The 22,289-nt window shown below is 61.2% G+C and carries 20 protein-coding genes, 1 tRNA gene and 3 pseudogenes; all 24 read right to left on the bottom strand.

Annotation, left to right across the window (positions count from 1 at the left end):
• Positions 1–81: 81 nt before the first annotated feature.
• Positions 82–1,338 (bottom strand): urea ABC transporter substrate-binding protein, encoded by a 1,257-nt coding sequence (urtA, locus tag OWR21_RS01205; RefSeq protein WP_027681046.1) that lies wholly within the window; start codon positions 1,336–1,338, stop codon positions 82–84.
• A 265-nt stretch (positions 1,339–1,603) separates the two neighbouring features.
• The gene (locus OWR21_RS01210; protein WP_092969588.1) at positions 1,604–2,083 is read right to left on the bottom strand and encodes a MaoC family dehydratase; all 480 of its coding nucleotides are present in this window, start codon (positions 2,081–2,083) and stop codon (positions 1,604–1,606) included.
• Positions 2,084–2,120: 37 nt separating this feature from the next.
• On the bottom strand, positions 2,121–2,606 hold the full coding sequence (locus OWR21_RS01215; RefSeq protein ID WP_147217705.1) for a MaoC family dehydratase: 486 nt from the start codon (positions 2,604–2,606) through the stop codon (positions 2,121–2,123).
• A gap of 56 nt (positions 2,607–2,662) precedes the next feature.
• The gene (locus OWR21_RS01220; protein ID WP_332394426.1) at positions 2,663–3,793 is read right to left on the bottom strand and encodes an acyl-CoA dehydrogenase family protein; all 1,131 of its coding nucleotides are present in this window, start codon (positions 3,791–3,793) and stop codon (positions 2,663–2,665) included.
• Between the two features lie 35 nt (positions 3,794–3,828).
• The gene (locus tag OWR21_RS01225) at positions 3,829–5,025 is read right to left on the bottom strand and encodes an acyl-CoA dehydrogenase family protein (RefSeq protein ID WP_147217702.1); all 1,197 of its coding nucleotides are present in this window, start codon (positions 5,023–5,025) and stop codon (positions 3,829–3,831) included.
• An 84-nt stretch (positions 5,026–5,109) separates the two neighbouring features.
• Positions 5,110–5,571, bottom strand: coding sequence for a DUF1178 family protein (locus OWR21_RS01230; protein ID WP_316889522.1), 462 nt, complete (start codon positions 5,569–5,571; stop codon positions 5,110–5,112).
• A 137-nt stretch (positions 5,572–5,708) separates the two neighbouring features.
• Positions 5,709–6,320, bottom strand: coding sequence for an NUDIX domain-containing protein (locus tag OWR21_RS01235; protein ID WP_102066403.1), 612 nt, complete (start codon positions 6,318–6,320; stop codon positions 5,709–5,711).
• 44 nt (positions 6,321–6,364) lie between these two features.
• Positions 6,365–6,678 (bottom strand): annotated as a pseudogene (locus OWR21_RS01240) (DUF2818 family protein).
• 13 nt (positions 6,679–6,691) lie between these two features.
• On the bottom strand, positions 6,692–8,167 hold the full coding sequence (nuoN, locus tag OWR21_RS01245; RefSeq protein WP_316873300.1) for an NADH-quinone oxidoreductase subunit NuoN: 1,476 nt from the start codon (positions 8,165–8,167) through the stop codon (positions 6,692–6,694).
• 16 nt (positions 8,168–8,183) lie between these two features.
• The gene (locus OWR21_RS01250; protein ID WP_332394427.1) at positions 8,184–9,650 is read right to left on the bottom strand and encodes an NADH-quinone oxidoreductase subunit M; all 1,467 of its coding nucleotides are present in this window, start codon (positions 9,648–9,650) and stop codon (positions 8,184–8,186) included.
• A 12-nt stretch (positions 9,651–9,662) separates the two neighbouring features.
• Positions 9,663–11,720, bottom strand: a complete 2,058-nt coding sequence (nuoL, locus tag OWR21_RS01255; RefSeq protein WP_332394428.1) for an NADH-quinone oxidoreductase subunit L — start codon at positions 11,718–11,720, stop codon at positions 9,663–9,665.
• A 29-nt stretch (positions 11,721–11,749) separates the two neighbouring features.
• A complete protein-coding gene (nuoK, locus tag OWR21_RS01260; RefSeq protein ID WP_004630788.1) occupies positions 11,750–12,061 on the bottom strand; it encodes an NADH-quinone oxidoreductase subunit NuoK in 312 nt (103 codons plus the stop codon).
• A 17-nt stretch (positions 12,062–12,078) separates the two neighbouring features.
• On the bottom strand, positions 12,079–12,711 hold the full coding sequence (locus tag OWR21_RS01265; protein ID WP_027681035.1) for an NADH-quinone oxidoreductase subunit J: 633 nt from the start codon (positions 12,709–12,711) through the stop codon (positions 12,079–12,081).
• A gap of 152 nt (positions 12,712–12,863) precedes the next feature.
• Positions 12,864–13,355: an NADH-quinone oxidoreductase subunit NuoI gene (gene nuoI, locus OWR21_RS01270; RefSeq protein WP_003261939.1), complete on the bottom strand. Its 492-nt coding sequence runs from the start codon at positions 13,353–13,355 to the stop codon at positions 12,864–12,866.
• Positions 13,356–13,375: 20 nt separating this feature from the next.
• Positions 13,376–14,440, bottom strand: coding sequence for an NADH-quinone oxidoreductase subunit NuoH (gene nuoH / locus OWR21_RS01275; protein ID WP_009241059.1), 1,065 nt, complete (start codon positions 14,438–14,440; stop codon positions 13,376–13,378).
• 8 nt (positions 14,441–14,448) lie between these two features.
• The gene (gene nuoG / locus OWR21_RS01280) at positions 14,449–16,800 is read right to left on the bottom strand and encodes an NADH-quinone oxidoreductase subunit NuoG (protein ID WP_332394429.1); all 2,352 of its coding nucleotides are present in this window, start codon (positions 16,798–16,800) and stop codon (positions 14,449–14,451) included.
• A gap of 12 nt (positions 16,801–16,812) precedes the next feature.
• Positions 16,813–18,108, bottom strand: coding sequence for an NADH-quinone oxidoreductase subunit NuoF (nuoF, locus tag OWR21_RS01285; RefSeq protein WP_065858872.1), 1,296 nt, complete (start codon positions 18,106–18,108; stop codon positions 16,813–16,815).
• Positions 18,109–18,612 (bottom strand): NADH-quinone oxidoreductase subunit NuoE, encoded by a 504-nt coding sequence (gene nuoE / locus OWR21_RS01290; RefSeq protein WP_045206189.1) that lies wholly within the window; start codon positions 18,610–18,612, stop codon positions 18,109–18,111. It lies immediately after the preceding gene.
• A 115-nt stretch (positions 18,613–18,727) separates the two neighbouring features.
• Positions 18,728–19,981, bottom strand: a complete 1,254-nt coding sequence (locus OWR21_RS01295) for an NADH-quinone oxidoreductase subunit D (RefSeq protein WP_316899424.1) — start codon at positions 19,979–19,981, stop codon at positions 18,728–18,730.
• 13 nt (positions 19,982–19,994) lie between these two features.
• Positions 19,995–20,596, bottom strand: a pseudogene (locus tag OWR21_RS01300) (NADH-quinone oxidoreductase subunit C).
• 1 nt (position 20,597) lies between these two features.
• Positions 20,598–21,080, bottom strand: coding sequence for a NuoB/complex I 20 kDa subunit family protein (locus OWR21_RS01305; RefSeq protein ID WP_004630808.1), 483 nt, complete (start codon positions 21,078–21,080; stop codon positions 20,598–20,600).
• A gap of 6 nt (positions 21,081–21,086) precedes the next feature.
• A pseudogene (locus tag OWR21_RS01310) lies at positions 21,087–21,445 on the bottom strand (NADH-quinone oxidoreductase subunit A).
• 163 nt (positions 21,446–21,608) lie between these two features.
• Positions 21,609–21,693, bottom strand: a tRNA-Leu gene (locus OWR21_RS01315).
• Between the two features lie 179 nt (positions 21,694–21,872).
• The gene (gene secG / locus OWR21_RS01320) at positions 21,873–22,235 is read right to left on the bottom strand and encodes a preprotein translocase subunit SecG (RefSeq protein WP_147217688.1); all 363 of its coding nucleotides are present in this window, start codon (positions 22,233–22,235) and stop codon (positions 21,873–21,875) included.
• Positions 22,236–22,289 lie beyond the last annotated feature (54 nt).

The raw sequence follows: 22,289 nt of genomic DNA on the forward strand, positions 1-22,289 counted from the left end.
GCCGGTGTTGGGGCCGTCCGTCACGTCGTGCAGCGTCGTTCAAAGGACCGGCCGCGCTGTATGCGCCGCCGGTCCGCCTGATTACTTCACTTCGTCAGGCTTGCCCTCGTTGCCCGGGATGTACGGGCTCCACGGCTTGGCGCGGATCACCGTCGGCGTCTTCCACACGACGTTGAACTGGCCGTCGCCGCGCACCTCGCCAATCATCACGGGCTTGCTCAGGTGATGGTTGTTGTTCATCACCAGCGTGAAGCCCGACGGTGCCTTGAACTGCTGGCCGTACATCGCCTTGCGGACCTTGTCCACGTCGGTGGAGCCGGCCTTTTCGACGGCCTGCTTCCACATCATGATGCCGACGTAGGTGGCTTCCATCGGGTCGTTGGTGACGCGCTTGTCGCCACCGGGCAAGTTGTTGGCCTTGACCCACGCAGCCCACTTCTTCTTGAAGTCGTCGTTGACCGGGTTCTTGACCGACATGAAGTAGTTCCATGCCGCCAGGTGGCCCACCAGCGGCTTGGTGTCGATACCGCGCAGTTCTTCTTCACCCACCGAGAAGGCCACCACCGGCACGTCCTTGGCCTTGAGGCCGGCGTTGCCAAGTTCCTTGTAGAACGGCACGTTGGAGTCGCCGTTGATGGTCGACACCACGGCGGTCTTGCCGCCCTGCGAGAACTTCTTGATGTTGGCAACGATGGTCTGATAGTCGGAGTGGCCGAACGGGGTGTAGACCTCTTCGATGTCGCTGTCCTTCACGCCCTTGCTGTGCAGGAACGCGCGCAGGATCTTGTTCGTCGTGCGCGGATAGACGTAATCGGTACCGAGCAGGAAGAAGCGCTTGGCACCGCCGCCTTCCTTGCTCATCAGGTATTCCACGGCCGGAATGGCCTGCTGGTTGGGCGCCGCGCCGGTGTAGAAGACGTTCTTCGACATCTCTTCGCCTTCGTACTGCACCGGGTAGAACAGCAAACCGTTCAGCTCTTCATAGACCGGCAGCACCGACTTGCGCGACACCGACGTCCAGCAGCCGAACGTCACGGCCACCTTGTCCTGCGTCAGCAGCCCACGCGCCTTCTCGGCAAACAGCGGCCAGTTCGATGCCGGATCCACCACCACCGGCTCCAGCTTGCGGCCCAGCACGCCACCACTCTTGTTGATCTCGTCGATCGTCATCAGCGCAACGTCTTTCAGCGACGTCTCGGAGATGGCCATCGTGCCCGACAGCGAATGCAGGACGCCGACCTTGATCGGTTCTTTTGCCTGAGCAAACGCGAGGCTCGACACGGACAACAGCGTTGCGGCGGCGACGGCAGACAGCTTCAACAGCTCACGACGTTTCATTGCGGCTCCTTGGGTTTATTGGTGGCGAGAACGACTCCCCGGGGCCCAAAAGTGCAACTACCGTGCCATCGCATTTGGCTCATTCGAAGGGAAATTCGCGCCAAAACGGTGCCAAAGCCGCGCCAACTCAGCGCATTTGCTCATCGGAATGCGCCTGCTTGGGGCGCAAGACGACAAGCACAAAACAAGCGGGGCGCAAGGGCAAACCGATGCAAAAAGAAAGGCCGGCATTGCGCCGGCCTCGGAGCCTTGCGAAGAACGGGACTCAGGAATAGCGGCGCGAAATCGATTCGGCCACGCACACGGGGCGCTCCTGCCCCTCTCGCTCGATGGTCACGGCCCAGGTCATCTGTGCGCCGGTCAACGCGGGGGCGTTGGGCAGCGGCGGCAGCGCTTCCATTTCGACCAGCTTCACGCGAGCGCGCACGCGGCTGCCGACCGGCACCGGCGCCGTAAAGCGAACCTTGTTCAGGCCGTAGTTCACGCCCATCTTCACGTCGGACATCTCGATCGCATTGGCCATCAGCATCGGCAGCAGCGACAGCGTCAGAAAACCGTGCGCCACGGGTGCGCCAAACGGCGACTCACGCTTGGCACGCTCCACATCCACGTGAATCCACTGGTGATCGCCCGTGGCCTCGGCAAAGAGATTCACCTGTTGCTGCGTGATCTCGGTCCAGTCGCTCACGGCAACTTCCTGGCCGATCAAACCTTTCAGCTCGTCGAGCGATTCGATGATGCGCATCTGGGTTGTCTCCTTGTTGTGATGCGATGAGGTGTCATCAAGCCTTCGGGCGTCGGCCAAACAAGCCCATGCCCGTGACCGTGCAGACGAGTTCGCCGCGCTGGTTGCGCGCCTCCCAGCGGTTGACCGCCACGCCGCGGTCCGGCTTCGACTGCGACGGACGCACTTCCATGCACGTGCTCGACACCGACAGCGTGTCGCCCGGATACACCGGCTTCATCCAGCGGATTTCATCCACGCCCGGCGAGCCCATGCTGGCTGCCTTGCCCAGAAAGCCGGTCACCATCAGCCGCATCATGATCGAGCAGGTCATCCAGCCGCTCGAAATAATGCCGCCGTAGATGCTGTGCTTGGCGGCCTCTGCATCGATGTGGAACGGCTGCGGATCGTACTGCCGCGCAAAGGTCAGGATCTCCTCTTCGGTGACGGTGTAGGTGCCCATCTGCAGCGTGCGGCCGACCTCGAAATCGTCGAAGTAAAACTCGTACGGTAGCGTTGCTTCTGCCCTTTGGTTCTCAGCCATATCGTCTCCTCCAAATGACAACGCCCCGCACGAATGCGGGGCGTTCAGGTTTGCCGTTACGCCGCCTGCTGGAAGCCGGGCAGCGATGCGAAGCGTGCCAGGTGGTGATCCACATCACCCAGCGTCGTGTTGATCATCGTCAGCCGCTTGAACATATGTGCGGCCGGCAGTTCGTTCGTCACGCCCATGCCGCCGTGCAACTGCACCGCTTCCTGGCCAACATCACGCGCAGCCTGGCCGACACGTGCCTTGGCCGCCGACACATAGCGGCGGCGCGCCTCGACATCGCCATCTTCAAAGTGGGCAGCCGCAAGATACGTGATCGAACGCGCCTGCTCGCCATGGATGAACATGTCGACCATGCGGTGCTGCAGCGCCTGGAAGCGCGCGATGGGCACGCCAAACTGCTGGCGGGTCTTGGTGTACTCCAGCGTGGCGGCGTTCAGCGCATCGATCAGACCGATCGCTTCAGCGCACAACAGCACGCAGCCAAGATCGGCGACGGCATCGATGGTCTCCCACGCTTCGCCGGCCTTGCCCAGCAGCGTTGCCGACGCGTTGTCGAAGCGGATGTCCGCAGCGTGCAGGTTGTCGATCGTGCGGTAGTCCTTGACCGTCAGGCCAGCGGCATCGCGATCAACCACGAAGAGCGACAGGCCCGATGTATCGCGCGCTTCGCCGCCCGTGCGCGCCGAGACGATCAGCTTGTCCGCCTGCGCGCCATGCACCACAACCGCCTTCTCGCCGGCAAGCGTCCAACCGGCGCCCTGCTGCGTAGCGCGCGTGGTGACGTTGAACAGCTCGTAACGCGATTGGCGCTCGCCGAATGCAATGGCCAGCTTCACAGCGCCGCCAGCGACTTCTTCCAGCAGCGCTTCCTGACCGCCCGCAAGCTTCAGGGCCTGGGCGCCCAGCACGGTGGCCTGATACGGCTCCACCACCAGGCCGCGGCCCAGTTCCTGCATCACCACCAGCAGGTCCATCGCGCGGCCATCAAAACCGCCTTGTGCTTCAGGCACCGGCAGCGCGGTCAGGCCCAGTTCGGCCAGTGCATCCCAGTGGCCCTGCGACACACCTTCCGGCGAATACACGACCTTGTTGCGCGCCTCAAAGCTGTAGTCCTTCTCGATGAAGCGGCGCACCGCATCGGCCAGTTGCTTCTGTTCGTCGGTGAACGAGAAATCCATGTTTGTCTCCGCTATGTGTTCTGTCGCCGTTCTGCTCAGACGCCAAGGATCATCTGCGAGATGATGTTGCGCTGGATTTCGTTCGACCCGCCGTAGATCGAGGTCTTGCGATAGTTGAAGTAATACGGCGCGAGCGGGGCGGCATCGTTGTCGCCCGTCACGGCCTGCGAGGTGTCGCCTTCAAGGTAGCTCGGATCGAACGGCTGGGCATACGGCCCCACGGCCTCGACCATCAGCTCGGTCAGCATCTGCTGGATCTGCGTGCCCTTGATCTTGAGCAGCGACGCCTCGGGCCCGGGGCCCTTGCCGGCGTTCTCGCTCGACACCACGCGCAGCACCGTCATCTCCAGCGCCAGCAGTTCGATTTCCAACGACGCCACCTTGGCGCCGAATACCGGGTCCTGCAGCAGCGGCTTGCCATTCTTCTGGTGTTGCTTGGCAACGCGCTTGAGGAACGCCAATTCGCGCTTGGAATTGCCCACACGAGCAATGCCCGTACGCTCGTGGCCGAGTAGGTATTTGGCGTACGTCCATCCGCGGTTCTCATCACCGATCAGGTTCTGGACAGGCACCTTGACGTTGTCGAAGAAGACCTCGTTCACCTCGTGCTCTTCGTCCAGCATGATGATCGGGCGCACGGTAATGCCCGGCGTCTTCATGTCGATCAGCAGGAACGAGATGCCTTCTTGCTTCTTCGCATCGGGGTCGGTGCGGACGAGGCAGAAGATCATGTCGGCGTGTTGGCCGAGCGTCGTCCAGGTCTTCTGGCCGTTGACGATGTAGTGATCGCCTTCGCGCACAGCACGCGTCTTCACCGAGGCCAGATCGGACCCGGACCCCGGCTCCGAATAGCCCTGGCACCACCAGTCGGTGCAATCAACGATGCGCGGCAGGAAGTAACGCTTCTGCGCTTCATTGCCGTACTTCATGATCACGGGCGCGACCATGCTGACGCCGAACGGCAGCACGCCAGGCGCGCCGACCTGCGCGCACTCTTCGTCCCAGATGTGTTTTTGGATAGGGGACCAGCCGGTGCCGCCCCACTCGACCGGCCAGTGCGGTACCGACCAGCCCTTCGCTGCGAGCGCCTTGTGCCAGCGGACGAAATCGTCGCGGCTCAGGCGGCGGTGGTTCAACACCTTGTCCTGGATGTCCTTGGGAAGATTGGCTTCCAGCCAGCCGCGGACTTCCTGGCGGAACGCATCATCGGCCGCCGAGTAATTCAGATCCATGCCTGTCTCCTGTGGTTGGCTCCCCACCGTGGCAAATCGGTGAAGAACGTTCTGTCGGACCGGCGCGGACCTGAATCGGGGCTGCTAGTGCACGGGCTGCTTCAGCGCGTCGGGCACCAGCAGCGGCATCACGTCGATGCCTTCCTCTGCCAGTTCCTGCGCTTCCTCCCGAGACGTCGTCCCGCGAATGCCCCGCTCCGGCGCCTCGTTGTAGTGCATGCGGCGCGCCTCTTCTGCAAACCGCTCACCGACGTCCTCGGTATTGGCAAGGACATGGCGGACGGCTTTCAGGTAAAGCTGTTGCAGGGTTGCGGGCGCACTGCCCTCGCCTTCGGCCGCCTTGCCGGCGCCGCTCTTGTGGGCGGTCTCCGTACGAGACGACGACAGATTCAGGCGCGGCGCACTCGGCAAGCGCTCAACCTCGTTGTGGCCGCAAACAGGGCACGTCAATAGCCCGCGCTCTTGCTGCGATTGCAGATCGGCATCGGAGCCGAACCAGCCTTCGAAGCGATGGTCATTGGCACAGCGGAGGTCCAACACTTTCATGATCGGTCCAGCGCATGGGGATGAGTGTATCCCCGATTCAAAAATTTGTGAACGGTCGTGCTAATTTTTTCGCACGACCGTTCGCCATGGTAGCGAAGACAGCAAAATCGTGCGATCAAGCGAGAGCAGCAAGCGGCTCAGGCTGCACCTGGGGTCCAGGCTCCGGACAGAATCTTCTCGAGCCAGAACGTGCCGATGATGGTCTTCACATCCGAAATTTTGCCATCGCGCACCCAATCGATAAGCTGACCAGCCGAGGTGACAAAAGTCTCGAGAAATTCGCCTTCATCGAGCATCGCTTCGCCTTGCTTCAGATCCCGGGCAAGATAAATGTCGATGAATTCAGTGGAATACGAAATGACCGGGTGGATGCGTGTGAGGTAGTCCCAGCGCTCGGCCGTGTAGCCTGTTTCCTCCCGCAGTTCGCGCTTGCCGCATGCCAGCGCGCCTTCCTGCGGGTCGAGCTTGCCGGCTGGAAACTCGATCATCACCCTGTCGACTGGATAGCGAAACTGGCGCTCCATGAGCACGGTGCCATCGTCGAACAGCGGAATCATCATCACCGCACCGGGATGAACCAGATATTCGCGGCTGGCATTTCGGCCGTCCGGCAGACGGACGATGTCCTGCTTGAGCGTGAGGAATTTGCCCTGGTGCATCAGCGCAGAGGCCACCTGCGTCTCGCGCAGGCCGGCGTCCGAGTCCTGCGCAGTCTCAGAGGTTTCGTTCGGCGGGGTGTGATCGGACATGGCGCTCTCTCATGCCGAGACAGCGGGAACCTGCCCGGCGGGAATTAACGGGATTCGCGGGGATGGCGAACCAGGTATTGCCACGTAAAGCCGGGAACGCGAACACCAGCATCAGGCATGCGGTGATCGCGTAGAACTGCCAGCCTTGCGCAAACGCATTGCCCTGGCTCGATTCAATACCGAAGCCGATCAGCCCAACCACAACATACATGGCAATCAGCTCGGTGCCGCGCAGCCAGAACGGCTTGCGCGGCCAGCGCGCCGGCACCAGTGCCAGCACGCGTTGGTTGACGAACGGCAGGTTGGCACAGATCAGTGCCAACACGATGACAAACAGGCCGCCCGTCGACGTGCTCATGACGCTCGGCGTGTTACGAAGCCAGCGTCAGGCGGATCGCCTGATAGCACACGGCCATCAGCCCGGCCGGGAAGATACCGAGCAACAACACCAGCAAGCCATTGATCGACAGCAGCGAGCGCAGGCCGAAGGTGGCTTCCACAGGGCCTTCGTCAGCCGGCACGTCGAAGTACATGACCTTGATGACACGCAGGTAGTAGAACGCGCCCACGAGCGAGAACAGCACCGCCACAACGGCCAGCCACGACATGCCCGCATCGACCACTGCGCCCAGCACCGACAGCTTGGCGTAGAAGCCGACCGTCGGCGGCAGGCCCGCCAGCGACATCATGATGAACAGCATCAGCAGCGCAAACCACGGGCTCTTTTTCGACAAGCCTTTCAGGTCCGCAATGTCCTCTGCCTCGTAGCCCTTACGGGACAGCAGCAGGATGATGCCGAACGCGCCCAGTGCGGTCAGCACGTAGGTAATGGCATAGAACATCGACGCGCTGTAGGCCTGGGCCGTCAAATCCGGCTTGCCAGAGCTGACGCCCGATACCAGACCCAGCAGCAGGAAGCCCATGTGGGAGACCGTCGAATAGCCCAGCAGTCGCTTGAAGTTAGTCTGCACAACGCCCGTGATATTGCCGATGGCCAGCGACACGACGGCCAGCACGATCAACATGTTCTGCCAGTCGAACGCCAGCGGCAGCAGGCCCTCCACCAAGATACGCAGCGTCATCGCGAATGCAGCCACCTTCGGTGCGCCGGCAATCAACAGTGTCACAGCCGTCGGCGAGCCCTGGTACACGTCGGGGACCCACATGTGGAACGGTGCCACGCCAAGCTTGAAGCCCAGGCCAGCAACAATGAACACCACGCCAAACACGAGGATCGTCTTGTTGATCTCACCGTTCTTGATGGCGTCAAACACCTTGCCCAGTTCCAGCGAGCCGGTCGCGCCGTACAGCATCGACATGCCGTACAGCAGCAGGCCCGATGCCAGTGCGCCGAGGATGAAGTACTTCATGGCCGATTCGGACGACACGTCCGAACGGCGACGCAGCGCTACCAGCGTGTACGACGCCAGCGACAGCAGTTCCAGGCCCAGATAGAGCACGAGGAAGTTGTTGCCGGTGATCATCACCACCTGACCGCCCAGTGTAAACAGGGCGAACATGTAGAACTCACCCGCATACATGTCGCGGTCGGCGAGATAGCGGCGCGTGTACACCAGCGTGGCAAACAAGGTCAGCGCACAGAACGACGCCAGCACGTTGGCCATCGGATCGATCACGGCCATGTTGCCGAAGACGTAGTGCGTCTCACCGTTCGCGGCGTTCAACGCGAACCAAACGGCCAGCACCAGCGTAATCACCAACGAAACCGGATACGCCACGCTGCTTCGTTTCTGGCCACGTGCCAAGTCAATCCAGTTGACGGCACCAATGCCCAGCGCGAGAAAAACGATTGGGGCAAAAGCCGCAATAGAGGAGGACGATTGCATAGTTTCTTCTCGCTGCTTACAGCTTCGACTGAGCCACGTGGGTCAGCAGATTGACCACGGACGCATGCATGACATCGGTGAAGGGCTTCGGATACAGGCCCATGTACAGGGTGGCGATCGCGAGCACGCCCAGCATGAAGAACTCGCGGCAATTCAGGTCCTTCAGCTCAGCCACATGCTTGTGCGTCACATCACCGAAGATCACGCGCTTGACCATCCACAGCGAATACGCTGCGCCAAAGATCAGCGCCGTCGCAGCCAACAGGCCAATCCAGAAGTTGAATTTCACGGAACCCAAGATGACCATGAACTCGCCGACGAAACCCGAGGTTGCCGGCAGGCCGCAGTTTGCCATCGCAAAGAAGACCGACAGCGCCGCGAACTTCGGCATCGTGTTCACCACACCGCCGTAATCGGCGATCTGACGCGAGTGCACCCGGTCGTACAGCACGCCGATGCACAGGAACATCGCACCCGAGACGAAGCCGTGCGAGATCATCTGGACGATAGCGCCCTCCACACCGATCTCGTTGAAGATGAAGAAGCCCAGCGTGACGAAGCCCATGTGCGCGATCGAGGAATACGCGACCAGCTTCTTCATGTCGGCCTGCACGAGCGCCACCAGACCGATGTAGATCACGGCAACCAGCGAAATCGCGATGATGAACGCGGACAGGCTATGGCTGGCATCCGGCGCGATCGGCAGCGAGAACCGCAGGAAACCGTAGGCGCCCAGCTTCAGCATGATCGCAGCCAGCACCACCGAACCGCCGGTCGGCGCTTCCACGTGGGCATCCGGCAGCCAGGTGTGCACCGGCCACATCGGCACCTTCACGGCAAAGGCCATAAAGAAGGCCAGGAAGATCAGGATCTGCTCGTTCATCGAGAGCTTGACCTGATGCCACTGCAGGATTTCGAACGTGCCGCTGTGGAAATACAGGTACAGCAGCGCAACCAGCGTCAGCAGCGAGCCCAGCAGCGTGTACAGGAAGAACTTGAACGCTGCATAGACGCGGTTCGGGCCGCCCCATACACCGATGATGATGTACATCGGGATCAGCGTGGCTTCGAAGAATACGTAGAACAGCAGACCGTCGAGCGACGCAAATACGCCGATCATCAGACCCGAGAGAATCAGGAACGCAGCCATGTACTGCGCCACGCGCTCGGTAATCACTTCCCAGGCGGCGATGACGACGATGACAGTGATGAACGCGGTCAGCACCACGAACCACATCGAAATGCCGTCGACACCCAAGTAGTAGCTGATGTGGAAGCGCTCGATCCACGACGACTTCTCGACGAACTGCATCGCAGCCGTCGTCTTGTCGAAACGCGTGATCAGCGGCAACGTCATCACAAAGCTGATCAGCGAGCCGATCAGCGACATCCAGCGGACATAACCGGGATTGCGGTCTGAGCCCGAGGCCAGCACCAGCACGCCGAAGAAGATCGGCAGCCAGATCGCAAAAGACAGAACCATTTTTGTAATCCCTTATTTGCCTGCCAGGAACACGAAATACGTCAGCAGCCCAACCGTGCCGATGATCATCGCGAACGCATAGTCATAGATGAAGCCGGACTGGAGCAGGCGCACGACAGTCGCGAACCAGCCCACCAGACGCGCGCTGCCGTTGACGACAACACCGTCGATCACACCTTGATCGCCGCCCTTCCACAGGCCGCGGCCGAACTTGACCGCACCGTTGGCAAAGACGATCTCGTTGATCTTGTCCATGTAGTACTTGTTGTCCAGCAGCTTGTAGACACCGGAGAAACGCTTGGCGATCGCCGCCGGAATATCCGGACGCTTCAAGTAGAAGAACCACGACAGCACAACACCCGACACCAACAGAATGAACGGTGCCGACGTGAAGCCGTGCAGCGCCATCGCCACCCAGCCGTGGAAGTCTTCGGCCAGCACCTTCATGGCTTCATGGTTTTCGCTGTTGAAGATGACTTCCGAGAACACCACACCGTGCTTGAAGAACTCGCCGAACAGCATCGGCTGGATCGCCATTGCACCGATGATGATCGACGGGATCGCCAAGAGCACCAGCGGCACCGTCACCACCCACGGCGACTCGTGCGGTTTTTGACCGGGCGCCAGACCATGGTGATGGTCGTGATCACCTTCTTCCTCTTCATGATGGTCGTGGTGGGCGTGGGCCTTGCCGAAACGCTCTTCACCGTGGAACACCAGGAAGTACATGCGGAACGAGTAGAACGCGGTCACGAACACGCCCGCCAGCACGGCCCAGTAGGCGAAGCCCGCGCCCGGCAGGTGCGATTCACGCACCGCTTCGATGATCGAGTCCTTGGAATAGAAGCCCGAGAAGAACGGCGTGCCGATCAGCGCCAAGGAACCCACCAGCGAAGTCAGCCACGTGATTGGCATGTACTTGCGCAGGCCGCCCATGTTGCGCATGTCCTGATCGTGGTGCATGCCGATGATGACCGAGCCGGCACCCAGGAACAGCAGCGCCTTAAAGAAGGCGTGCGTCATCAGGTGGAACACGGCCACTTGGTATGCCGATGCACCTAGCGCGACGGTCATGTAGCCCAGCTGAGACAGCGTGGAGTACGCCACCACACGTTTGATGTCGGTCTGGATGATGCCCAGGAAGCCCATGAACAGCGCGGTGATGGCGCCGATGATCAGCACGAACGACAGCGCGGTGTCCGACAGCTCGAATAGCGGCGACATGCGTGCGACCATGAAGATACCGGCCGTCACCATGGTGGCCGCGTGAATCAGTGCGGAAATCGGGGTCGGGCCTTCCATCGAGTCCGGCAGCCACACATGCAGCGGGAACTGTGCGGACTTACCCATCGCACCGATGAACAGGCAGATGCAGGCGACCGTCAGCATGTGCCAGTCAGTGCCCGGGAAGCCGATCGTGGCCAGGTTGTCGCGGGCGGCGAACACGTCGGCGTAGCTCAGGCTACCGCTGTACGCCAGCAGCAGGCCGATACCGAGCACGAACCCAAAGTCGCCCACGCGGTTGACCAGGAACGCCTTCATGTTGGCGTAGATGGCCGTCGGACGCTTGAACCAGAAGCCGATCAGGAGGTACGACACCAGACCCACCGCTTCCCAGCCGAAGAACAGCTGCAGGAAGTTGTTGCTCATCACGAGCATCAACATCGAGAACGTGAACAGCGAGATGTACGCGAAGAACCGGTTGTAACCGTCGTCTTCCGCCATGTAGCCGATGGTGTAGATGTGCACCATCAGGGAGACAAAGGTCACCACGCACATCATCATCGCCGTGAGCGAATCGATGAGGAAGCCGACTTCCATCTTCAGCGAGCCGACCGTCATCCACTCATAGACGGTGCCGTTGTAGCCGGCACCATTGATGACGTCGGACAACGTCAGCGCCGACAGGATGAAGGCGATCGCAACACCGAGGATGGTGACGCTGTGGGATGCCGTGCGGCCGATCTTCTCGCCAAAGAACTTGGTGCCGAACAGCCCGGCGATCGCTGCGCCGGCCAGCGGCGCGAGCGGAATCGCCAGCAGCAGGTTGGGATTGAGCGTGGTAGCCATGGAACGCTTCTTATAGGTGGATGCGGAGGTCAGCCCTTGAGGCTGTCCAGATCGTCGACGTTGATGGTGTCCAGATTACGGAACAGCACCACCAGGATGGCGAGACCAATCGCGGATTCCGCCGCGGCCACCGTCAGGATGAAAAACACGAACACCTGCCCCGCCAGATCGCCCAAGTAGTGGGAGAACGCGACGAAGTTCAGGTTGACCGCCAGCAGCATCAGTTCGATCGCCATCAGCAGCACGATGACGTTCTTGCGGTTCAGGAAGATGCCGACGATGCTGATGGCAAACAGCACCGCGCCGAGCACGAGGTAATGGGCAAGGGATAGCGAAGACATATGGGTTCTCCCGGGGCTCAGCTCTTGGATTCAGCCGAAGCTGCGCCAGCCGACTTTTCCGCCGGCATCGAGACCAGACGCACGCGGTCCTTGCGCTTCACGCGGATTTGATCGGACACGTTCTGTGCCTTGGTGTCCTTGCGACGGCGAGCGGTCAGGGCCACGGCGGCGACAATCGCCAGCAGCAGCACCGCGCCGGCCACTTCAAAGGCATAGATGTAATCGGTGTAGATGAGCTTCCCGAGCGCTTGCGTGTTCGGGCCGGTAAAGCCCTTCGGCAGCTCCTGCACGGGCTGCACACGTCCCATGAAGGTCTTGGTCAGCACGACAGCCATTTCCAGGATGATGACCACGCCGACGAAGGCTGCCATCGGCACATAGGTCCAGAAATCGCGTCGCAGGTGTTCGATGTCGATATCGATCATCATCACCACGAACAGGAACAGCACCATCACCGCCCCAACGTAGACCAGCACCAGCGTGATGGCGAGAAATTCCGCCTTGAGCAGCATCCAGATCGCCGCCGCGGTGAAGAACGAGAGCACGAGGAACAGCGCCGCGTGCACCGGGTTCTTCGCGGTGATGACCTTCAGCGCTGCGAGCACCAGCACGAGCGCGAAACAGTAGAAGATGATCGTCGTGATTTCCATGATCCTGGCACGGGCCGTTTTGCGGCACGCGCTTGTCCGAAGCCGCGATGGCCTGACGCCACCGCAACTGGTTGGCTCTCGAAGAGCCGTTGTCCAACCGGGATGTCAACTGCAACGCCCGCCAACTCCAGCTGCACGGCGGACGTCTTGAATCAGCGGTACTTTGCGTCGGCCGCCTTATTGGCCGCAATTTCCGGCTCGAAGCGATCACCCACGGCCAGCAGCATGTCTTTGGTGAAATACAGGTCGCCGCGCTTTTCACCGTGGTATTCCAGGATGTGCGTCTCGACGATGGCGTCCACCGGGCAAGCCTCTTCACAGAAGCCGCAGAAAATGCATTTGGTCAGGTCGATGTCATAGCGCGTGGTGCGGCGGGTGCCGTCGTCGCGCTGATCCGACTCGATCGTGATGGCCAGGGCTGGGCACACGGCTTCGCACAGTTTGCAAGCGATGCAGCGTTCTTCGCCGTTCGGATAGCGACGCAGTGCATGCAGACCGCGAAAGCGCGGCGACAGCGGCGTCTTCTCTTCCGGAAAGAGAACAGTGATCTTGCGCGCGAACAGATAGCGCCCGGTCAGCGCTAGGCCCTTGAAGAGTTCCTTCAGGAGCAGGCTGTTAAAGAATTCCTTGATGGCAAGCAACATGGTGCCTTCCTATTGTCCCGTTACTTCCAGATGTTCCACGGCGACACCAACCAGATGGCGACGACGACAAGCCAGCCCACAGTGAGCGGAATGAAGATCTTCCAGCCCAGACGCATGATCTGGTCATAGCGATAACGCGGGAACGATGCGCGCAGCCAGATGAAGACCGACAGCAGCAGGAAAACCTTGATCAGCAGCCAGAAGAAGCCCGGAATCCAGTTGAGGACCGGGGCGTCGATCGGCGACGCCCAGCCGCCCAGGAACAGCGTTGCGGTCAGCGCCGAGATCACGATCATGTTGATGTACTCGGCCAGGAAGAACAGCGCGAACGCCATGCCCGAGTACTCGATCATGTGGCCGGCCACGATTTCGGATTCGCCTTCCACCACATCGAACGGGTGGCGGTTCGTTTCAGCCACACCCGAGATGAAGTAGACGCCGAACATCGGCAGCAGCGGCAGCCAGTTCCACGAGAGAATGTTGATGCCGTGACCCGCAAAGAAACCGCGGTTCTGCGAGTTGACGATGTCCGACAGGTTCAGGCTGCCCGTCACCATCAGCACCGTCACAAGCGCGAAGCCCATCGCGATTTCGTACGAAATCATCTGTGCCGAGGCACGCATCGCACCGAGGAACGCGTACTTCGAGTTCGAAGCCCAGCCCGCCAGAATCACGCCGTACACGCCTACAGAGCTGATCGCCATCACGTACAGCAGGCCGGCGTTGATGTTCGACACCATCGCCTCGGCCTGGAACGGAATCACCGCCCAGATCGCAACAGCGGGCATCAGCACCATCAGCGGCGCAATGATGTACATGCCACGGCTGACAGCGCTCGGCACCATGACTTCCTTGAGCAGCAGCTTCAGCACGTCGGCAATCGGCTGCAGCAGGCCCATCGGGCCCACACGGTTCGGGCCCAGACGCACGTGCATCCAGCCGATGAGCTTGCGCTCCCACAGGATCAGGTAAGCCACGCACAGCAGCAGCGGCAGAATGATGCAGACCGCACGGACCAGCGTCCAGATCAGCGGCCACCACCCACCGAAGGTGGCGGTACCGAAAGAAGTAATCGACTCGATCATGTTGACCCTTACACCGTAGCCGCCAGCGCGGACGATTCAACCTTCTCAACGCTTACCGCACCGAACATGGCCCCCAGCTGCGCCGACGCCTCGGTCGCGGTGGGCACACGGATCACGCCGGAAGCCAGTGACTTGTCCAGCACTGCCGGTAGCACCACACTGGTCTGCCCTTGCGTCACGCGCACGGCATCACCATTGACCAGGCCCAGCTGTGCATAGAGATCTGCCGGCACGCCAGCGCGCACTGCGGCGCGTGCTGCAGCCGTCAGTTGCAGGGAGCCCGCACGACGCACGATCGGGTCGGCGTGGTAGATCGGCACATCGGCCAGACGTTCGATGCCTGCCGCAGCGGCAGCAGGCGCGGCGGTCTGTGCGGTCGTCGCGTTCGACAAACGCTCGCTGACCGGCTTGGCCAGCACCTCGTCGCGCACCACTTCCGAGCTGTCGTATTCGAAGCCCGGGACGTTCAGCAGGTTGCCCAGCACGCGCAGAACCTTCCAGGCGGGACGCGAATCGCCCAGGCCGCGCACAACGCCGTTGAAGCTTTGTGGCAGGCCTTCGCAGTTGATGAACGTGCCCGAGGTTTCCGTGAACGGAGCCGTCGGCAGCAGCACATCTGCGTACTCGAGTGCAGCGCGGGAAGCAAACGGAGCGAGCACGATCACGGTGTCAGCCTGGTCCAGTGCGGCACGGGCCTGCACGGGGTTCGCAGTATCGAATTCCGGCTCAGCGCCCAGCAGCACGTAAGCGCGACGCGGTTGCGCCAGCATGGCGGCGGCGTCCAGACCATTGCCTTGCGGCAACGCACCGGCAATGTAGCCGCCCACGGTGTTGGCCGCTTCCGTCAGGAAACCCAGCGTCGCGCCGGTCTGCTGCGCCACCCACTGGGCCAGCGCATGCAGTTGCGAGAACTGCGGATGCGCCACAGCAGCGTTACCGAGGAACACAGCCTTACGTTCTCCCGACGCCAGGCTTGCAGCGATGCGCTTCGCAACGTCACCGGCTTCGATGCTATCGGTGCCACCCGGGCGGGCAACGTTGTTGGCAGCCGCCACCGCCACCGCAACTTGCGACAGCAGCGACAGCCATTGCGACGGCGCGCCCAGCAACTGCGTAGCAGGCATCAGCAAATCTTCGCCACCTGCGCCAATCACGCTCAGTTGCGCACCCTTCTTGCCTGCCTGACGCAGACGCGCGGCCAGCAGCGGGTGATCCTTGCGCAAGAAAGAGCCTACGATCAGCGTACGCTGCAGCAGCGACACGTCGGCGATCGGCATGCCGAGCCACGGAGCGCCCGTCGGCTTGACCGAGAAATCGGACTGACGCAGACGGAAATCGACGTTGTCGCTGCCAATGCCGCGCACCAGCTTTTGCAACAGGAAGAGTTCTTCCAGCGTGCTGTGCGGGCTTGCCAGTGCACCGATCTGCTCGGCACCGTGATCACGCTTGATCTCATTGAGGCCGTTGGCCACGTATTCCAGCGCGGTGGTCCAGTCGACCGCGTTCCACTGACCGCCTTGCTTGAGCATCGGCTGGGTCAGGCGGTCGTCGCTGTTCACGCCTTCATAGGCGAAGCGGTCCTTGTCAGACAGCCAGCATTCGTTGATGGCTTCGTTGTCCAGCGGCAGAACGCGCATCACGCGCTGATTCTTTGTCTGGACGATCACGTTGGCGCCCAGGCCATCGTGCGGCGACACCGACTTGCGGCGTGCCAGTTCCCACGTACGGGCCGAATAGCGGAACGGCTTGCTGGTCAGCGCGCCAACGGGGCACAGGTCGATCATGTTGCCCGACAACTCGGAGTCAACAGTCTGACCGACAAACGTCGTGATCTCGGAATGCTCGCCGCGATTGAGCATGCCCAGTTCCATCACGCCGGCAATTTCCTGACCGAAACGGACGCAGCGCGTGCAGTGAATGCAGCGCGTCATCTCTTCCATGGAGATCAGCGGGCCCACATTCTTGTGGAACACCACACGCTTTTCTTCCTGGTAGCGCGATTCAGACTTGCCGTAACCCACAGCCAAGTCCTGCAACTGGCACTCGCCGCCCTGATCGCAGATCGGGCAATCCAGCGGGTGGTTGATCAGCAGGAACTCCATCACGGACTTCTGCGCCTTCACCGCCTTCTCGGAATTCGTGAAGACCTTCATGCCCGCGGTGACGGGCGTGGCGCAGGCCGGCAGCGCCTTGGGCGCCTTCTCGACCTCGACCAGGCACATCCGGCAGTTGGCCGCGACAGACAGTTTGCGGTGATAGCAGAAGTGAGGAATGTAGGTGCCCGTCTGGCGAGCCGCCTCCATCACCAGGCTGCCTTCAGCAACCTCGACCTTCTTGCCATCGATTTCGATTTCAACCATGTTCTGCCACGCTTAAATGTAGGTGGGCACCATGCACTGCTTGTGTTCGACGTGATACGCGAACTCGTCCCAGTAGTGCTTGAGCATGCCGCGGACCGGCATCGCGGCGGCATCGCCGAGCGCGCAAATGGTCCGGCCCATGATGTTTTCAGCCACGTTGTTCAGCAGGTCCAGATCTTCCTGGCGGCCCTTGCCGTGCTCGATGCGATCGACGACGCGGTACAGCCAGCCGGTGCCCTCACGGCACGGCGTGCACTGGCCGCACGACTCTTCGTAATAGAAATACGACAGACGCAGCAGCGACTTCACCATGCAGCGCGTTTCGTCCATCACGATGACGGCGCCCGAGCCGAGCATCGAACCCGCCTTGGCGATCGAGTCGTAGTCCATGTCGGAGGCCATCATCAGATCAGCCGGCACCACCGGCGCCGACGATCCACCCGGGATCACAGCCTTGAGCTTCTTGCCACCGCGCATGCCGCCGGCGAGCTCCAGCAGCTTGGAGAACGGCGTACCGAGCGGAATCTCGTAGTTGCCCGGACGCTCCACGTCGCCGGACACAGAGAAGATCTTCGAGCCGCCGTTGTTCGGCTTGCCCATCTTCAAGTAGTTATCCGGACCGATGGCCAGCAGGAACGGCACCGCGGCAAAGGTTTCGGTGTTATTGATGGTGGTCGGCTTGCCGTACAGGCCAAAGCTCGCCGGGAACGGCGGCTTGAAACGCGGCTGGCCCTTCTTGCCTTCCAGCGACTCGAGCAGTGCGGTTTCTTCACCGCAGATGTACGCGCCATAGCCATGGTGCGCATGCAGCTGAAAGTTGAAGCCGGAGCCCAGGATGTTGTCACCGAGGAAGCCCGCAGCGCGCGCCTCTTCCAGTGCCTGTTCGAAGATCTTGTATTCGTTCCAGATCTCGCCGTGGATGTAGTTGTACCCCACGGTGATGCCCATCGCGTAGCCGCCGATGGCCATACCTTCGATCAGCGCGTGCGGGTTGTAACGGATGATGTCGCGATCCTTGAACGTGCCCGGCTCGCCTTCATCCGTGTTGCAGACCAGGTATTTCTGGCCCGGGAACTGGCGCGGCATGAAGCTCCACTTCAGGCCGGTGGGGAAGCCTGCACCGCCACGGCCGCGGAGGCCCGAGGCTTTCACGTCGGCAATGACTTGCTCGGGGGTGATCTTCTCGGTAAGGATGCGCTTGAGCTGTTGATAGCCGCCACGCTTGACGTAATCTTCGAGGTGCCAGTTGTCGCCGTTCAGACCGGCGAGAATCAACGGCTGGATATGTCGATCGTGCAGGGAGGTCATTTACTTGCCTGCTCCGGTGGTCGGCGCCTTCGACTGGAGGTCGGCGATCAGCGCGTCGAGCTTCTCGTTGCTCATGAAGCTGCACATGTGGGTGTTGTTGACGATCATGACCGGTGCATCACCGCACGCGCCCATGCACTCGCCTTCCTTCAGCGTGAAGTTGCCGTCGGCCGTGGTCTCGTTGAAACCGATGCCCAGCTTCTTCTTCAGGTAGTCGGCAGCACGTTCGCCGCCGGACAGCGCGCACGGCAAGTTCGTGCACACCGACAGCTTGAATCGGCCGACCGGCTTGGTGTCGTACATGTTGTAGAACGTCGCCACTTCCTCGACCCACACCGGCGGCATTTCGAGGTACTCGGCCACGAACTGCATGACTTCGGGCGAGACCCAGCCTTTCTCGCTCTGCGCGACCGCCAGCGCCGCCATCACGGCGGACTGCTTCTGGTCGGCGGGATATTTCGCGACCGCCCGGTCGATTTCCTTGAGAGCTTCTGCTGATAGCATGTTCGTTGCGATTGGTGCGGGACGCGGGGCGTATTACCTGACTGCCTTACCCCGGCGTGCGTCCTCGTTTCACAGCCGCGCTTGCCTGCGCGTCAAACCGTTGTTTCCTGCGGGTTCAGCGATCGATCTCGCCAAACACGATGTCTTGCGTACCGATGATCGTCACCGCATCGGCGATCATGTGACCCTTCGCCATTTCGTCGAGCGCGGCCAGATGAACGAAGCCTGGGGCGCGGATCTTCAGGCGGTACGGTTTGTTGGCGCCGTCGGAGATGGCATAGATGCCGAACTCGCCCTTCGGGTGCTCAACGGCGGCATACGCCTCGCCTTCTGGCACATGCATACCTTCGGTGAAGAGCTTGAAGTGGTGAATCAGCTCTTCCATGTTGGTCTTCATGTCCACGCGCGACGGCGGCGCCACCTTGTGGTTATCGGTGATCACCGGGCCCGGGTTCTTGCGCAGCCACTCAATGCACTGACGGATGATGCGATTGCTCTGACGCATCTCTTCCACGCGCACCAGATAACGGTCGTAGCAATCGCCGTTCACGCCGACCGGGATATCGAAATCGATGCGGTCGTACACCTCGTACGGCTGCTTCTTGCGCACGTCCCATTCGATGCCAGAACCACGCAGCATCGCACCGGAGAAGCCCTTGTTCAGTGCACGCTCCGGACTCACCACGCCGATGCCAACCAGGCGCTGCTTCCAAATCCGGTTGTCCGTCAGCAGCGTTTCGTATTCGTCAACGTACGTCGGGAAGCGGTTGGTGAAGTCTTCGATGAAGTCCAGCAGCGAACCCGAACGCGCTTCATTCAGCGCAGCCAGTGCCTTCTCGTTGCGCACCTTGGATGCCTTGTATTGCGGCATCGTGTCGGGCAGGTCGCGATACACGCCGCCCGGACGGTAGTAGGCTGCGTGCATGCGCGCGCCTGACACCGCCTCGTACATATCGAACAGATCTTCGCGCTCGCGGAAGGCGTACAGGAACACCGCCATGGCGCCCACGTCCAGCGCGTGCGAACCGATCCACATCAGATGGTTCATGATCCGCGTGATCTCGTCGAACATGACGCGGATGTACTGGGCGCGCAGCGGCACCTCGAGACCCAGCAGGCGCTCGATTGCCATCACGTAGGCGTGCTCGTTGACCATCATCGACACGTAGTCGAGACGGTCCATGTACGGCACGCTTTGAATCCAGGTCTTCTGTTCGGCGAGCTTTTCCGTCGCGCGATGCAGCAGACCAATGTGCGGGTCGGCACGTTGAATGACTTCGCCGTCCAGCTCAAGCACAAGGCGCAGCACGCCGTGTGCGGCCGGGTGTTGCGGACCGAAGTTCAGGGTGTAGTTCTTGATATCTGCCATGATCGGGCGCCCTTCAGTGCTTCAGACCACCGTATTGATCCTCGCGGATCACACGCGGCGTAATCTCGCGCGGCTCGATGGTTACCGGCTGGTAGACCACGCGGCGCTGCACCGGGTCATAGCGCATTTCAACGTAACCCGACACGGGAAGTCCTTGCGGAACGGATGGCCAATGAAGCCGTAGTCGGTCAGGATGCGGCGCAGATCCGGATGGCCTTCGAAAACGAGTCCGTACAAGTCGAAGGCTTCCCGCTCGTACCAATCGGCGGAATTCCAGATCGTGGTCACTGACGACACCACGGGCAGGTCGTCATCCGGCGCGAACACGCGCACGCGAACGCGCCAGTTGTGCGTGATCGAGAGCAGATGCGACACAGCGGCAAAACGCGGGCCGTTCCAGGCGCCGTCGCCGTAGTCGGCATAATCGACGCCACACAGGTCGATCAGTTGCTCGAATTTGAGCGAGACATCGTCGCGCAGCGTGTGCATGACGTCGTAGTAATCGGCAGCCTTCACTACGAGAGTGAGTTCGCCGATCGACTCGATCAGGCTTTGAACGCGATTACCCAGCGCTTTTTCCAGCGCGGCCTTCAAGGTGGCAAGCTTCTCGGTCATGTCAGGCCTTGCGCGCGATGGTGTTGGTGCGACGGATCTTGGCCTGCAACTGGATGATGCCGTAGATCAGCGCTTCGGCCGTCGGCGGGCAGCCCGGCACGTACACGTCGACCGGCACGATGCGATCACAGCCGCGCACGACAGAATACGAATAGTGGTAGTAACCACCGCCGTTCGCGCACGAACCCATCGAGATGACCCAGCGAGGCTCGGCCATCTGGTCGTACACCTTACGCAGCGCCGGGGCCATCTTGTTGCACAGCGTGCCGGCCACGATCATCACGTCGGACTGACGCGGCGACGGACGGAACACCACGCCGAAACGGTCCAGGTCGTAACGGGATGCGCCTGCGTGCATCATTTCCACAGCGCAGCACGCCAAGCCGAACGTCATCGGCCACAGGGACCCAGTACGGGTCCAGTTGATCAGCTTGTCAGCGGTTGTCGTGACAAAGCCTTCGTTGAGTACGCCTTCGATCGCCATTTCACATCACTCCCAATCGAGCGCGCCTTTTTCCAGATGTAGACGAAGCCCACGAGAAACTCGAGAAGAAACACGCCCATCGCGAAGAACCCCGGCCAGCCGATCTCGCGCAGCGCCACGCCCCAAGGGAAAAGGAACGCCGTCTCCAGATCGAACAGGATGAACAGGATGGCGATGAGGTAATAGCGCACGTCGAACTTCATGCGCGCGTCTTCGAATGCTTCGAAGCCGCACTCGTACGGCGAGAGCTTGTCAGGATCGGGATTGTTCGGACCGAGAACTCGGCCGATGGTCATCAGAGCAAGGCCAAGGCCCACGCCGACAACGATGAACAACAGTACGGGGAAATAGGCTTCGAGGTTCAAGGGACGCCCGCCTTTTTGAATGGTTGCAACAGCACTGCCCGCAGGCGGCGCCTTGTCGCCCCATCGAAGGCGCCGGGTCCGCAGCCTTACGACGCCTCGACAGCGCGTCGTCTTGCGGAGGGGCCTGCGCGGAACATCCCGTTGAACAGACCCCGAATTTGATTGGTGCCGACGGCGAGACTCGAACTCGCACAGCTTTCGCCACTACCCCCTCAAGATAGCGTGTCTACCAATTTCACCACGTCGGCTGGGGGAAGAAACTCTATCAGGAAGCCGGTTGAGACTTAACGCCCTTGCCGTTTCCCGTATTGTTCCAAGCCTTGCATTCTACCGCAAAGCAACGCTTTTGTTCAATGCACAAACAAAAATCTTATGCGTCGCGACACGCCGGAAAACCTCTACGGCGCGCCGCCATCGTTACATCAAATTACTTCGGGACAGCGGGTGCGGAAGCCGCACCCGACGCGGCGGCAGGAGCCGAAGCCGCAGGGGCTGACGCCGTGGACGTAACAGGCGCAACCGAACCCATCACACCCGCCGACACGCTGCCCTTGCTGGTGCCGATCAACGTCAACGCCAGCGTGGCAATGAAGAAGACCGTAGCCAGGACGGCCGTCGTACGCGACAGGAAGTTGGCCGACCCCGTCGCGCCAAACAAGCTGCCTGAGGCGCCGGATCCAAACGCCGCCCCAACATCCGCGCCCTTGCCATGTTGCAGCAGCACCAGGCCGATCACGCCGAGCGCGCTCAGAATTTGCGCAACCAGCAGCAGAGTTTTCAGAATTGCCATTTCGTTTCTCTCAATAATATGTTGCGGTCGCACATGGAAGACATGGCGACCCGA

This window comes from Ralstonia sp. 1B3, assembly GCF_036631435.1.